11 protein-coding genes and 1 pseudogene are annotated in these 14666 nt (G+C 52.2%); 1 reads left to right on the forward strand and 11 read right to left on the reverse strand.

What is annotated here, in order from left to right:
• Positions 1-442: 442 nt before the first annotated feature.
• From ACR0LN_RS23145 to ACR0LN_RS23165, 5 genes are all read right to left on the reverse strand, one after another.
• Entirely contained in the window at positions 443-1696 is a 1254-nt protein-coding gene (locus ACR0LN_RS23145) for a carbohydrate porin (RefSeq protein ID WP_170568150.1), read from the reverse strand.
• A 76-nt stretch (positions 1697-1772) separates the two neighbouring features.
• Positions 1773-2945: a dipeptidase gene (locus ACR0LN_RS23150; RefSeq protein ID WP_170568149.1), complete on the reverse strand. Its 1173-nt coding sequence runs from the start codon at positions 2943-2945 to the stop codon at positions 1773-1775.
• A gap of 26 nt (positions 2946-2971) precedes the next feature.
• Positions 2972-3373 (reverse strand): hypothetical protein, encoded by a 402-nt coding sequence (locus ACR0LN_RS23155; RefSeq protein WP_170568148.1) that lies wholly within the window; start codon positions 3371-3373, stop codon positions 2972-2974.
• Between the two features lie 119 nt (positions 3374-3492).
• Positions 3493-5004: an amidohydrolase family protein gene (locus tag ACR0LN_RS23160; protein ID WP_170576319.1), complete on the reverse strand. Its 1512-nt coding sequence runs from the start codon at positions 5002-5004 to the stop codon at positions 3493-3495.
• Positions 5005-5070: 66 nt separating this feature from the next.
• Positions 5071-6444, reverse strand: a complete 1374-nt coding sequence (locus ACR0LN_RS23165) for a metal-dependent hydrolase family protein (protein WP_170568146.1) — start codon at positions 6442-6444, stop codon at positions 5071-5073.
• Here ACR0LN_RS23165 and ACR0LN_RS23170 point away from each other — a divergent pair.
• Complete coding sequence (locus ACR0LN_RS23170) at positions 6419-7588, forward strand: AraC family transcriptional regulator (RefSeq protein ID WP_480433052.1); 1170 nt, start codon at positions 6419-6421, stop codon at positions 7586-7588. The genes ACR0LN_RS23165 and ACR0LN_RS23170 overlap by 26 nt on opposite strands.
• A 387-nt stretch (positions 7589-7975) precedes the next feature.
• Here ACR0LN_RS23170 and ACR0LN_RS23175 read toward each other — a convergent pair whose 3' ends face one another.
• The 6 genes and pseudogenes from ACR0LN_RS23175 to ACR0LN_RS23200 all read right to left on the reverse strand — a co-directional run.
• A complete protein-coding gene (locus ACR0LN_RS23175) occupies positions 7976-8911 on the reverse strand; it encodes a LysR substrate-binding domain-containing protein (RefSeq protein WP_480433053.1) in 936 nt (311 codons plus the stop codon).
• Positions 8912-9350: 439 nt separating this feature from the next.
• Positions 9351-10055, reverse strand: coding sequence for an SDR family NAD(P)-dependent oxidoreductase (locus ACR0LN_RS23180; protein ID WP_480433055.1), 705 nt, complete (start codon positions 10053-10055; stop codon positions 9351-9353).
• A 284-nt stretch (positions 10056-10339) separates the two neighbouring features.
• On the reverse strand, positions 10340-11476 hold the full coding sequence (locus ACR0LN_RS23185; protein WP_480433057.1) for a hypothetical protein: 1137 nt from the start codon (positions 11474-11476) through the stop codon (positions 10340-10342).
• A 927-nt stretch (positions 11477-12403) separates the two neighbouring features.
• Positions 12404-12979 (reverse strand): hypothetical protein, encoded by a 576-nt coding sequence (locus tag ACR0LN_RS23190; protein ID WP_480433058.1) that lies wholly within the window; start codon positions 12977-12979, stop codon positions 12404-12406.
• Positions 12980-13671: 692 nt separating this feature from the next.
• Positions 13672-13902: pseudogene (locus ACR0LN_RS23195) on the reverse strand (transposase); the annotation flags it as partial.
• 514 nt (positions 13903-14416) lie between these two features.
• A partial coding sequence (locus tag ACR0LN_RS23200) for a hypothetical protein (RefSeq protein ID WP_480433059.1) occupies positions 14417-14666 on the reverse strand: 250 nt, incomplete at its 5' end.

Consider the following 14666-nt stretch of genomic DNA (forward strand, 5'->3'; position numbering starts at 1 on the left):
GGTCCCATCATCACCGCACCTCCACTCTCAAAATCGAGTGAATCAGCGACAGGCAAACCAATCAACGGACTTTTTCAACACTATCTCCGCAAAGTAGACGTTAAAGCGAGTTGCAGCAAACGACCGCATTGAGCCCAAACTTGCCGCTGGAGGATAGGTTGCGAACGTCTGCTTTGCCCTCTCTCTCACTGAACTCGGGCTACGGTTGTGGTTTTGAGCACCGGGTTTCGAAAGGGAGTTACGCTACATTCGGCTTTCAACGCGAACCTGTGTTGCTAAAACTGTGACAAGCTTCTCGAAAACGGAGTTTTCAACTTTGTCAGAGAAGCCTTCCAATCATAATTAGCCTGCAACTCTGCATTGACTTGACGGGCGGGTTAATCAGCGGAAGCTGGCCTACAGAATACCAAGTATGAGGATGAGGTTTCGTGTTTTTTCTGTCTTATAAGTTGAATCTCAACCTCAGCCCGAACACCAGAGGATCATCATCGGTGAAGCCGGGATTGTTCAGATACTGGACATCTGCCGTAAGCGCGAGGTTGTCGGAAATATCTAAGCGATAAAACGCTTCGACGGTGGTTTGCGTGTCAAGGTTTTGATCGGATGGGTCGGCGACCGTCACGCCAAACCCGATCAAGTCGTCATAAAACCCGGGGCGCCACATGACCCCGGCGTTGACCGCACGTCTGGCAATCGGGGCATCGCCGTCGGACCAGCCAAGGCGACCGAACAGCATAATGCTTTCGTCAAGGGTCACATTGCCTGACAGCATCGCTCCGTGACTGCTGGGCACACCAGCGTCATCTCTGTCATCCACATGGAATACACCGAGATGAACATTGGTGAGGTATCGCTGGTCTCTGGCAGGCGTCCAGCCGATCTCACCGTAGGTGAAAAACTCCGAACCGCCGGGAAACCAGTCTACATCCGTCAATGATCCATTGGCATCGCTGACCAAGCCAAGCGCATAGATCTGATCTGTAAAGTAACCTCCGCCAGCAACGCCAAAGCCAGGATCGGGAATGGGAAGGACTGGACTGAACAGAATTGAAAAATTCGAAAAAGTCGTGCGCGGGTTTACGTAGCCAAGGATATCGGAATAGTCGCCGGGGTCAATGCGACCGGCCACGAAGCCTCCGTTGATCCCGGACAGGGCCTGCGACCAATACGCGACCGACAGTGTAGAGTCCGTGTCGCTGAATGTCGTTGCCGTGACACCGAGATACCCAATTTCGCCCGCGAGACTGCCCGGCGCGATATCCGTGCCCAAACGATGACGGTTTTCGAGGATAAAGACGAAACTGCCTGCATTGTCGGTCCCACGATTCAGCAATTCCCAGTTGCCAATGATCCGCGCCTGCCCCGAAGCGGCCTCGTCGGTGCCACTCAGGCTGTCTGAAGACTTCTGGTAGAGCGCTTGGTAGTCGAAGGACAAATTCAACCCAGTGCGTTTGGCAAAAGCCTCGCGCGACTGTTCGAGGGGATCGAAAAACCGATCCAGCCCCGGCAATCTGGAATCCTCAAGACGCCGGAGCCTGTCCTGCTCTAATTGCGCCTGAGCCGACGCTGGCCCCCCAAGCGATGCGGTGGCAGCCGCCTCCAACTGCCGTACCGTGCTGTTTTCTTGGGCTGACGCTCCCGAAGCGATGGCACCGGCAAATAAGAAAGCAACTATTTTGATGTGCTTCTTGGTCATACTCGTCCTTCGTTTAGGGCGGCAGCGGGTCATTCACGAATCAACCGGCCCGTGCGCGGCATATTTTCAAAGCGACCTACTCTCCCCAATTCGCTTCATAAAGGCGCATCAGATTGCCACCCATCAATCCGCGGATTTCGCTCTCGCTCCAACCGTGCTGTTCCTCCAGAACTCGGGAAACCGCCCATGCGTCGGCGGGCGGGGCCATCTGAGTTGGCAGACCATATCCCTGTTCCGGCGGGTACTTTTCGGGATTCCCAATAATTGGACCAAGTGCGACGGCATAGTTCTCGACATAATCGACGCCGAAGCAGGTTGCCTGTTTTCCGACAAGTTGACCGATGTAGTTGATATGCTTGGCAATGGCCTCCGGCGTAGCCTGAACTTGCCCATTCAGAAAGCCACCAAGGAAATTCACGCATACAACGCCACCGGTAGCAGCGACGGCTCGGATTGCTTCATCCGATACATTTCGAAGGTTCTCGTACAACGCGTACGAGTTGCTATGCGAAATCATCATCGGCTTGGTGGTAAGCTCTGCTGCTTCTATGCAAGTTTCCCATGAAGAGTGTGAGCAATCGACGATCATGCCAACACGGTTCATCTCGGCGACCACAGCTGCGCCCAGCTCGGTAACGCCCATGTCACTCGCCAAGGGGTCATTGTCGACCATACCAGCAGAATAGGGGCCGGTTTGATTGTACGAAAAATTCATCTGGCGGATTCCGAGATCCCAATAACGCTGAACGTTCGCGATATCCTCGTCGAGCATATCCATGCTTTGCGAGTTCAGCATCACAGCAACAACGCCTGCCTCCTTGGCATCAATCAAATCCTGAACTGTCGTCGCCAGCGTGAAACGGTCAGAGTTTTCGTCAATCCACGCCTTCATGACATCAATCCGTTCGAGAACGGCGAGAGCACCTTCGGAGCCGTTGGATATCGTTGTGCTGAACGCAGCGTATCCATACTCCTCGTAATGATTGGCAAGGCTCTCCCAATCCTTGAGCAGGAAGTCGATACTCTCGAACCCGGGCGAGCCGACCGCAAGCGCATCGATCATTAGGGCGTCGACATACCGCTCCCGATATGCCAAATCGCCCTGCCTCGCCTCATCCCCGCGGGGATCAGCCATTTCCACAAGTTTCTCGATACGCGCGGCGATTTCCTCTTCGCTTGGCGGTGCTTGTGCAAAAACCGGACCGCTCAAAACCACCGCTGCAAGAGCAAGTTTGGTAACCTTTTTCATGCTTTCATCTCCTTTTTCACGACCCGTTACTTCAGATCATCCTGCGCTTTGATCTCAGGTACGCGGGACAACGCTTCGGCCATGTCCGCGCTGCTCATCAGTTCGATCATCTGGTAGTCATCGAGCAGCCCATCCCCAAGACGGCTGACGTAAAACGCCTGAATGAACGTGGGATCGTCAGGTAGCGAAACGGTGATGTAGTTTTTCCCGTTTCCGAGGCCCCAGTAGTAACTGAGAAGCTCCCCGCCAAGCGCCTCAATTCCACCTTTGACGCTAGCTGCGCGATCACCTGGATTTGCGATCTGCATTTCCCACGCGGCACTGTTGGACGTGCCGATGAAGAGAAATGTGCGCATGTTTTGGCTGTCTTCTGCATTGACCAATGTGGCGTATCCCGCCAGAAGAGCGCCCAGCATAAGATGTTTCATTGTGCGTCCTTTCAATGCTGAGCCTGCGGCGAGACGAAACAGGCTACTGTTTGGATGCTCGCGCCAAAAAAGGCGCGATCCGGCGCAGGCATAGGCAGAGTACAAAAAACCTCTGCTTATCACTCCAGCGTGTTCTTGTAGATCACGCCGTCTTTCATGATCATTCGAATGCTTGGGACATCCTGCCCGCGTGGCGGCGCATCAAACCATGTGTCCACCGCGCCGATGGCCGAGATGTCTTCAAGTGGGTTCCCGTCTACGATCAGAATGTCGGCGTAGGCGCCTTCTTCGATCACACCAAGCTTGCCTTCAGGGTAAGGGTTTCCTCGCCCGGTCAGCGCCGCCAGTTCGCCACCATTTGAGGTCATCATCTGCAATGCCCAGAGGTTGCCAAACTCACGCGCGACAAACGCCTTCGTAAAATCCATTGACTGGCGATAAGGGACACCCGTGAGAAGCACGTAATCGGAATCGAACACCATCTTCGGCTTGTATTTTTTTACAAGATCCATCAGCTGCTTGCTGTTTTCCCGCAACCACAGAAACTTCGCCGTCGGCGGGAAAGTCGGGTCCTGATGCATCGGGTGTTCCAGAGCTTCGGGCGCAAGCGCAGTCAGGTTGGGCGAAAAGAACGCCTCTTTTTCGACCAGCTTCTGCATCGTCGGTTCGGTAATGGTCAGGCCGTGGTCTACCACTTTGACACCAAGATCGAGCGCACGGGACAGGTCGCTGTCCATAAATACGTGCATAGCGACGTATGAGTCCATATCGCCTGCAACCTCTACTGCAGCAGAAATCTCTTCGTTTGTGAAAGCAGACTGATATATCGGGTCCTTGATCGATGTCACGCCACCGCTGACCATGATCTTGAGATAGTTTGCCCCTAAAGCAAAATTCCTCCTCGCACCCTGAAGCACCTCGGCGGGCCCGTCCACCAATCTGGTGATCTCCAGTCGCTCAAGATTGCTCTCGTTCTTGCGCTGACCAGCGATACCCCAGTCGCCGTGTCCGCCCGTTTGGCTAAGGCATGCGCCGGAGGAATAAATTCTTGGGCCGGGAAGTGATCCTTCATCAATAACCGCTCTCAGCCCACCATGAGCGCCGCACATATCGCGAACCGTTGTAAAGCCCATCGCCAACATTTCCTGCGCGAATGCGGCAGCACGTGCGCCAATCTCTTCCCATGTGGTGTCCTGAAGCCCCGGGATAGTCCCGTTCTTGTACATGTTCACATGCACATGGCTGTCGATAAGCCCAGGCATGAGCGTACGACCGTCTCCGTCAATGACGGTCACATCCACTTCTTTGGTCTCGATGCCGCGTTCCGTTTGAACGGTGAAGGAGTAGCCGTCGATGCCGCCGACTGGATCAGGCAACCGCTTGGATCCCCCGGTGCGCACATCGACTTCCCACTTCCCGCCCTCAGGAATGTCAGCGTCAATCTTGTGAATCTTGTTGCCTACCACGAGCACGTCGACGTCCTTGAGTCCGTCATTCACTCCATCAAAAACCATCACATTCTTGAAGAGTGTGACAGGGGGGATGTCACCTGTGGCCTCTTGTGCAAAAGACGCGCTTGTTGTGAGAGCCAGTGCGCTCGCCATCATTGTAGATTTGCCGAGGTATTTCATAGGCTTCCTTTCCCTTCCGCTATCGGGGTGCGCGGGGTGCCGAGGTTAATTCACCCCGCGCGACACTCAATCGAGTGTATTCTTGTAAATCACGCCGTTTTTCATGATGATTTTCAGATTGGCGTCCGGCTCGGCCAGCAGCAGGATGTCCTCCAGCGGGTTGCCATCGACCAGCAGAAGATCGGCATAGGCACCTTCCTCGACCACGCCGAGGGGGCCGTCTTGATACGGGTTGTTCAAGCCGGTCAGTTGGTTCATGCGGGCGCCGTTCGACGTTGCGATGCGCAGAATGTCATATGCGCTGAAACCCGCTTCGTGCAGATATCCGATTTCGTCGTTCATCTTCTTGTCCTGCTCAAGCGTCTGATCCCAGTTGTTCACAAGGTCTGTGCCCAGTGTGTAGAGATCAATCATGCCCGGCGTCGTCTGGATCACTTCGATCATATTGGCCGCAGCATCCCGCACACTTTTCCATTTCACGAAGGACGCTGGCGTGTAAAAGGCTTCCGCTTGTTCGGTGGTCACCGAGTAGACCGGGGCCACCGCCGTCGCGAACATGATCTGCTTTTCGACCATGATCTCGGCAGCCTCCTTGGTTAGGAACGGGATGTGTTCAATCGTCTTGGCACCATTGTCGATGCAGTTGCGGATCGCCTGTTCGGTGAACACATGGCAGGTGACATAGGTGCCCCACTGCGCGGCCGTTTTGACCGCCATCTGAATCTCGTCAGCCTGATACTGAAGTGAGTGCAGCGGATCGAACTCTGACGTAACCCCGCCGCTGACCATGATCTTGATCTGGGTTGCCCCGCGACGCAGGTTTTCACGCACAGCCATTCGGATTTGCTCAGGTCCGTCGGCGATAAAGCTCATGTCCGTTTCGACCCAATGCGACGGCCCCTGACCCGACAATGTGGGATGCCGGTCGTTTAGTTTGCGGAAATCAGCATGGCCGGATGTCTGGGTGATAAACGCTTCCGAGGAATAGATACGTGGGCCCGGAAACATTCCGGTGTCAATTATGCGGGCGATGGATTTGGCCGGTCCTCCAAGGTCGCGCACGGTTGTGAACCCGTTCATGAGAATGCGCTGGGACCGGATCGTGGCGACGCCGCCAAGATGAAAGGGCGTGATATTCTGGCGTAACCCGTCGCTGAGCGGATTGAATACTGTAAGATGCACGTGCTGGTCATGCATACCCGGCATCAACGTGCGCCCACCGCCGTCGATGATCTGGACATTCGCTACAGCCAGAGGCTCGGTCGAAACTTCGGCAATCAGGTTGTCAACCACCAGAACATTGGCATTTTCGATCCGCTCTTCGTTCACGCCGTCAAAGACATGCACGTTGGTGAAGAGGATCGGAAAGCTTTCCTCTTGAGCAAATGAATATGTTGCGACCGCTGAAAGAAAAGTGGCGACCGTTAAACTTTTGAACATTTTGGAGTTCCTTCGTGGCAATGCACTGCTCTGCACGATTGTATCTTTGCGTGTGGCGCTCAGACTGTCATTCGCATTGTGGTTGAAATGCATAAAAAAATGCTCGAAAATGCGAATGAAAAAATTAAACTGTGAGTGTTCGGGTCGACAAATGAAACTCCCAACTGTTGAATGCTCGATGGCGCAACCTTTTGTGTCCCTTGCCCTCAGCCATGGCCTTGAAGTTGACAAATTTCTTGAGCCATCCGGCCTCAGTCTGAAGGACGTGCAGCGCGGCGAAGCGTTCATGGCAGGGCAGCATTGGTACGATCTGATCGACAATTTCGCGAAGGCATTGAGTAACCCGCATTTGGGGTTTGACGTCGGTGCGAATGCGGCTCTCAAGACATTGCCCAACCTGTCGATCCTTGAAACTCAAAGCGCGTCGCTCGGTGACCTTTTGATATCGCTAGTTGTGGACGTGGGCAGGATTTCGTCCATGGCGACCTACAATCTCGAGACCGACGGTCATGTCGCCAGGTTAGATGCAAAACGCACATTCAAGCCATCTTCTCCACCTGGCCAAGTCGACGGCTATTATCTGGGATTTATGGTTCGACTAGTTCGATCCGTCTGCGGCCCCGACTGGGATTCCAAAAAGCTACATTTCTGGGTTTGCAAACCTGATTGCATACCTGATTGGCAGAAAAAGGAGATTTCGGTACGCCAGACCAATCGCTTGGGCGCTCGCATCGAGTTTCCAGCGAACTGGTTGCTGCTTCGGTCCGGGGGTGGGCAAAGCCAGAATCTCCCGGAGAACGTCACAGGCGCCGACGACTTTCTTCAGCAAACCCGCGATTTGCTTGAACTGCATCTCGACAAGCAACCTGCCACCCTGAACTGGTTTGCCGAGTTGTATTCGCAAAGCCCCGACCGTTTGAAACGCACCTTCCGAGCCAATGGTACAAGCTTCAAAGCAGAACTGGAAAAATGTCGGGCGAAGCGAGCGAAGACATTGCTTGTAAACAGCCAACTTTCGATAAAAGAAATTGGTGAAAGTGTTGGGCTTCTGGACCAACCCAGTTTTCACAGGAGTTTCAAGCGATGGACCGGGATGACTCCGAATGAATTCAAGAAACGCAATCAGATATGCAACTCTGACTGATCGTTAAGCTAAAGATTACCGCTCCAAGATTCATAAGCGACGACGCAAGTCCCAACTTACTGCAGGCGTTGGCTCGCTTCGGATATCCGGCGTTTTTCCGTGGGACTTCAACGCCGCGAAAAGCGTAAAGACTCGGCCATACCGACTCAACAGGCTTCTCACGGGCGTTTCGGATATGGGCTGATACGGCCCCCGCAGCTTTCAAACGATCCAACAAATACGCTAAGCCCGCGAACGAAGCGCACTTCTGGAAAGCGGTCATTGATCAAATGGTGGCTTTGTCCGCAAGGCAGACGTTGGCGCCTTGTAGGGTTGGGTCTGCTATCCAATCCTAAGCGGACATCCGACAAAAATGCTCAGATGTCCGCACCGAGCCCATAGCAACCACTAAGTTTCGCCTGCTTTCGAGGCGAGAATTGCACTCGACTCGCTATTTACTCTCGTATGTCCTGAGAGTGTTTCCTGCAGTAGCCATTTGCGAACGGCGCGGACAGCTCTGCGTCTTCCCGCGCGTTGGTTCGTTGCTAGGTAATAGCCACCGAAATGAAGCTCTATGTCATTCAGGCGTACCAACGTTCCTGCTTTTTCCTCAGTTTGACATAGGTGCTGGTCCATTAGAACCGCACCCAACCCCGCAACCGCGGATTGGATTGACAGGAGAGCCCCCAAGGGTTTTGGCAGATTAAGAACCGGAACCTCTTTCAAGCCAGATTTGCGAAACCATTCCGGCCACAGGCGGAACGTTGCCTCCTCTATCAGCGGCCCTGACGCCAGTGCTGCAAGATCCAAATCAGAGCCTGTGCCCGGGGCAAAGCTCGGCGCAGCAAAGGCACTGACGAGAGATGGGAACAACAGGTCGTACCCTTCGGGTGGGTCGACGCGCAGATATCTCAAGCCCAAGTCAAAATCATGCGCCTCAATGTCCATAACATCCGTTGTTATCGAGATGTTCAACTCTATGTCGGGGTGCGCCGCTTTTAAACTTGGCAGTCTTGGTACTAGCCATTTTTGTGCCACTGCACTCTCTGTTGTCATTGTGACAACACCTTTGGGTTCGGAGGTCAATGCGTCCGTCGCCTCGGCAATTCGATCAAGAGCAGGCGTAATCTGAGCCAAGTAATTTTGCCCTTGCTCCGTGAGTGCGACACCAGATTTTTGTGTTCGGAACAGATGTACATTCAGCCGTTTTTCCAACCCACGTATGTGGCGGGAAATCGCTGAATGCGACACGCTTAGTTCATCGGCTGCGCGCGTAAAGCTACCCAACCTTCCTGCGGCTTCAAAGGCACGAAGAGGATTTAAAGGCGGCAGGTTTCTTGGCATGGCGCATTGTGACTTTTTGGAACAATCCGTGTCAAGAAACGGCGTTTGTCTGATGAGCCGTATGCTGAGATTTTATGGGAGCGGCCAAAGATGGAGCATACCATGAAATATGCAGATACACATGAGTTCACATCACAATTTGAACCCGCGATCTCCTGCTCAAAGAGCCCAAATTCGGTCCGAGAGAAGATCAAATCTAGTTTCAGATCATTGTTTGCTCCGCGACTAGATCCCACGCGGTTGACCCGGGTTGAACGGCGTGAAATGGGCATCACAGAACACGATATCGACTGGCACAACGCCTTACATGGTCCCTTGGTCAAATGAACAGAGCAGCCTGTTTTTGCTAGACCGATAAACGAGAACGACCACCAACCGCTCTCAAATGTTACTGAACGGCGGCTTCATCCGCTAAGCAGCCAATGGATCGCCCGTACCTTTACCACTTCTCGCCGAATGGCCGAATATCGAGTTCGAACGTCCAAGCTGATTTGTCTTGATGCGCAAGCATCAACGCCGTTTCCGCAATGCGTTGGGGTTCGATAAAGAACTCGTCAGGCTCGTTTGGAGCGAAGTTCGCTCGGGTGTCTTCCGTGTCGATCACGCCGTCGATGACCAAATAGGCAACGTGCACGCCTTTCGGACCCAGTTGCTTGGCAAGCGCGTTCGCCAATGTGCGTTGGGCGGACTTTGAGGGAGCGAATGCTGTCGTCCAGACGTTCCCCCGGAGCGCTGCAGTGGCACCAGATACGATGATTGCACCGGAGCCACGTTTGGACATTTGAGGCCCCAAAGCCTTGGCGGCGGCGAAGAGACCCAGTGCTCCAACACGCCAACTTTGTTCGAACTGGAGTTCTGAAACATCATCCAGAGCTCCAAACTGGGCGATGTCTGCGTTATAAATTACGACGTCGATGGGACCAAAATCGCTTTGAACGGATGTCAGAGCCCTCTTGAGATTATCAGGGTTGCCCGCATCGCATTTGTAGGCTCGAACCGATGTATTGCTCGCTTCCGCTCCGTTAAACTTCGCTCCCGACCTGCTTAGCAGACCAAGACTGTATCCAGCTTGGTTGAAGGTTTCGGCGTAAGCGGTCCCAAGGCCTGGGCCAAATCCGATGATTGCACAGACCTTTCCTCCCATGGTGCAATTCTCCTCAAAGTATGTCGAGTGCGGCCAATCATATCACGAACCGGCCTTGCCACCCAGTGAACGCAACGTTGTCCGCGTAGCAGACATTCAATGAATTCTGCGAACGTCTGCTCCGAGCCCAAAGCGGACCAAATAGTTTCGCGTAAGTTTTGTTTTAGGTGGCCCCAAAGTGGTGACAGTGCCACCCAACTAGTGGATCAGTTTCCATCCAACGGGAGGCTGGTACTGTCGAAAATAACATCTAAATCCTTGCTCTCCGGCATCTAACTTTACGTTTATCCGTTACTTGCAAATTCGTCTTCCGCCTCTTCATCCGGGGTTTGATCTATTCCCTCCGAGTCTCCATCAGCGTCATCGTCCTCCTGGCCGTCCGCATAATTGCTTCCGTCATCCGAAATGCCAAGCGTGGATTTTACCGATTCTTCATCGGGATTGGAGGCACGGACGGCGCCAAGGACGCGGTCTTGCTGTTCCTCCGCGACGATTCTGTCCTCAGAAAAGTCGCCTTTGTAGTGTCCCAACAAATTGGCCTCCGCGTCATGCACCGCCTCCGCAGCCGCCAACTGATCGTCCGTCGGTTGCCCTATCTTATTTCCGTCCTCATCTGTTGTTACGTCGTGCGCATCTTTCACCGCTTGTGCAGTTTCCAAATCTTCAGGTGCAATCGTACCGGGAGTGGACGCCTCATCGGCAAGAACCTGTTCAGCTTCCTCAAGCGTCATTGAAGCCGAGTCCAAATAATCATACGCCGCAGCAATTTCCTTCACTTCTTCAGAGCTCAAGTCATTATCTTCACCCATGACATGACTGAAATTTGCGTCGGCTACTGCAAGGCCAGCGGATAGGCTTACCGGCCCCGTACCTTTCGCATACTGTCCGTTCGCGATGTGCGCGAGTTTTGCATTTATACTGGAGTTAATGGCACCATTCAGTTTGCCGAGGTTGCGCGGGGCAAGTGTACCATCATCAAGGAGTTTTGCTTTTCTGCTTGGTGGTCTGGGGGATTGTTTAACACTCGCTTTATTTGTTCGTGTGGTGGTGGTCCGAGCCTTGTTCCCGTTGAATAGGCCTTTGACGCCGTTTTGCTTCAGGTTGCGGCCTAAAGCCTGAAAGTCTTCCTTCACGGCCCGACCTAAACGACTGCCGTTCTTTGACCTATGACTTTTGCTGGCAGACTTCGTGTTTGTCCCTTTGAGAGTTTTGTCGGAACCCCATCCCTTTTTGGCACCTTTTTCGCCGCTCTTGCCACCCTTTCCACCACCGTTATCCCCTTTTCCGCCGCCGTTACCTCCACCTTTGCCGTTACCATTTTTTGCATATGCGTAATCGGTGGCGAAAACGGTCACGATTGGCGCGACTACAAATGCAGACAGTACGAGTGCGGAGACGCTCACTTTAAGGAAGTTCAACACGGCAGAAATCCTTTTCGTTTAGAGAAATACGGGTCAGTGGCGGCGAACGAATGCCATCCTTAAGAATGTTGCTCAAACAGGGCCGTAATGTGGCAGCTCTCCGACTTTCAGGAGTCGTTATTTTTAATTTAATATTAATATCTTAGCCATTGTCTCCAAAAGAATCACTTGGGAATATAAGACTGTTAACAATAGCAGTAGTTTTAAAGTTTTTGTCTCCAGCAGCGATCAAAAAAAACCGCAAAAGCGGAAATAATTGGAGCGTTAACACTTGGTTAATGTGAGGTCTGAAAAAGAATAGATAGTTTTTACGAGTTGACTATGGTTAAGCAAAACAAAAGGGAGCTATTCCCGCCTTTAAACGACGCCGAGGCCGAAACATTTGGCCCGGACAAGAATAGCTCCCTAAAATCTATGATAAGAGAGGCAGTATTTGCTGTCCCAATATTGTTGTATTTTCTTCTACTGGCCTTTTTTCTAAGTAGAGCGTCCGCCGCTAGCTATGTATCGATCCTGTCGTAGATGAAGGTTTTTGCCCTGAGATGGACAACGAGGGTCCGCGCTTTTAGACGAGACAGCGAAAGATAGTTCTGTTCATCCACCCCGCCTTTTGGGCAATCATTCAATGGGTTCCGGAGCTCTGCGCCGCAGCAAACGGCAGCCTTGTCCCGCATCCTGTCAATTCGGGTCTGCCAAAGCGAACGGCGGGTCTTGAACCGCAAGCACGGAATCATGGCCGTAACCAATCTGTGCTTAGATTGGACATTATCTCGAGCCTGGCCATCTACTGCCTCAGACTACATAACCTATTTGGGAGCGGGATCGTCTTTGAGCGGTTTATAAAGCTGTGATCGTGTTGCATCGGCTTCTGTCGGAACGGTGCCTGCACCGATCAATGATACAGCGAAGAGAATCGCAAAGATGAGGTTACATGCTTGCTTCATTGCTCTCATTTCCTTTTTTTTGCGCTCGAAAGCGTGCGACCATATCCTCGATGTTCTTGAAAAAAATATCCTCGTTCACCGGGTCAAAAGCGTTGTGATAAAGCGGCGTATCTTCACCCAGATGAATGATTTCAATGTCTTTTAGGAACTCTTTCCCGGCTGCGTGGTCATTCGGGTTGGCCTCCTGAGCGCGCATCACCAGATCGACCTTTTTCTCTTGTTTCTTGATGGTGTAGATACTGAGCTGAACGGTTTCTGGAACGGTATAGATCTGCTCATTTGCATTGCGTTGCCCTGATGATTTCTCGATCAACCCCATATCCTTAACGCGATCAATCAACTTTGACGCCGTTTGATATGAGCGTAGACCCAGACTTCGACAAAGAGCTGCTCCCAATCGCATCTTGGTAACGCTAGCACTACGGCGACGTAGCTTGCGCTCCATCCAGAAGACTTCGCGCTCATTCATCTGAATGTCTCGTCCAAACTGGTTTTCCCAGAGGCGATCGATCATGACCATCCGGGCATTATCAATCTTTTCATCGTAGTCATAATACACGTTTGACTCCCCCGCCGCTTAGGGTACCGATTTGTGCTGTTCTGCGTCCATGAAGGGGACAACCTATGCCCCCTTTGCGTGGCAGTGCTGCCACAGCGATCTGCTAAACTACCACTGTGGCTTGTTTTTATTTTAGCAGGATATTTTTAACCGGGCCGGTCGGTCGTTCGGTACAACCCCCTTTCACAATCGCATTTGCTGCGGTTGACCAACTAAGAACGCTCAGAAGAGCTGGAATCAGGATACTGTGCTTCATACGAGGTACACCATGCTATTGGGGCCAGGTACGAGCCACAGGCTGTGACGCCAGTGGCTGTGGTAAGAACGGGAGTGCATTAGAATTTCTCGCCGCACAGGATGATGCCGTTCCAATCAATGCACACGCGCTCAGCCATGGCTGCCGAACCAGATAGTGTTGTAACGACTGTTGCGACGATTACGATTTTTTTCATTGGTTTGCCCCTCCCAGGGCCATCGAAGCTCGCCTCGTTGTGAGACGTTTCTGGCTTCAGTGAAACCAATGGATCAGATTTTTTGAGTGTTTGCATGCGAAGGGGTAGGGGATGCCCCTTAGCCCCATTTACCGGATATCAGTAAGCGCTATTAACCTTCTTATTATAGGCCTTTTCTACTATGATGCTCAACAATTTAGATTTGAATTCTATGTCATCGATTTGTGCCAGGGTCAGGATTCATAACCAGTATATGACGGTTGCTGCGAGCGCGATTTCCGACAGGAAGACTTCGGGGCAACGGTCATGGCGGATCTCAACACGCCTCCAATCCTTTAACCTACCAAACATGATCTCGATGCGGTTTCGCCCCCTGTAACTGCGCTTGTCGTACTTGAACGGCCTCTTGCGCTGCTTTCGACCGGGTATGCAGGCGCGTATCCCTTTGTCTTTCAACGCGGTGAAGGTCCAAATTTCGAGGATGTGAGTACTCGGCTAGTAAGCGCGCCGGGTATTAACGTCTCTGATTATAGAATTATCAATAAGTAATCAGTTTTCCTAAGTCTTTATTTTAAAACAAAAATACTCAGGTCACCGGTAGTGTACGGTTATATCTGATTATATTAATATAAAATATTACGATTTTATTATGAGAATGAGATGGCACTTTCGAAACAAGCTAAAACGCTAAACAAGAACCAGATTGAAGCGGTATTGAATTTTCTCACTGGCCGAAGGAACGCGGTGCGAAACCGGGCTATCTTTCTGTTGTCAATTAGGGCTGGCTTGCGAGCCAAGGAGATCGCCAATCTCCGTTGAAGATGTTGCTGGAGTCCAGTGGGCTCCTCGCCAAGCAGATAAGCCTGATTGATGACGCGTCGAAAGGTAAATCTGGACGCCACATACCGATAAACAAGCAACTCCGGGATGCTTTACTAGAGTTGTATGAGATGGAGTCAGTACATCCAAAGTTTTCATCCGGTGACTATGTCGTCAGGACAGAGCGCTCTGTAAAGACATCCGCACAGGCAATAGTGAATATGTTCAGCTCTTGGTACAACGAACTGGGGTTGATTGGGTGTTCATCGCACAGCGGTCGGCGAACTTTCATCACCAACGCAGCAAAGAAAATAACAACGGTGGGTGTGTCAACGGCGGTGAGAAAGTCTGCCATTGGGCGGAGCAAAAGTCGTCCACTGTTTGGGTTACCGGCGCCTTGGCAAACGCGCTCCCAA

The organism is Ruegeria sp. AA6 (genome assembly GCF_056542865.1).

What these genes read in the sequence shown, in the direction of transcription:
- ACR0LN_RS23155 (WP_170568148.1), bottom strand. Translation starts at nt 3,373, where the DNA reads ATGAAACATCTTATGCTGGGCGCTCTTCTGGCGGGATACGCCACATTG.
- ACR0LN_RS23150 (WP_170568149.1), bottom strand. Translation starts at nt 2,945, where the DNA reads ATGAAAAAGGTTACCAAACTTGCTCTTGCAGCGGTGGTTTTGAGCGGT.
- ACR0LN_RS23165 (WP_170568146.1), bottom strand. Translation starts at nt 6,444, where the DNA reads ATGTTCAAAAGTTTAACGGTCGCCACTTTTCTTTCAGCGGTCGCAACA.
- ACR0LN_RS23175 (WP_480433053.1), bottom strand. Translation starts at nt 8,911, where the DNA reads ATGCCAAGAAACCTGCCGCCTTTAAATCCTCTTCGTGCCTTTGAAGCC.
- ACR0LN_RS23180 (WP_480433055.1), bottom strand. Translation starts at nt 10,055, where the DNA reads ATGGGAGGAAAGGTCTGTGCAATCATCGGATTTGGCCCAGGCCTTGGG.
- ACR0LN_RS23160 (WP_170576319.1), bottom strand. Translation starts at nt 5,004, where the DNA reads ATGAAATACCTCGGCAAATCTACAATGATGGCGAGCGCACTGGCTCTC.
- ACR0LN_RS23145 (WP_170568150.1), bottom strand. Translation starts at nt 1,696, where the DNA reads ATGACCAAGAAGCACATCAAAATAGTTGCTTTCTTATTTGCCGGTGCC.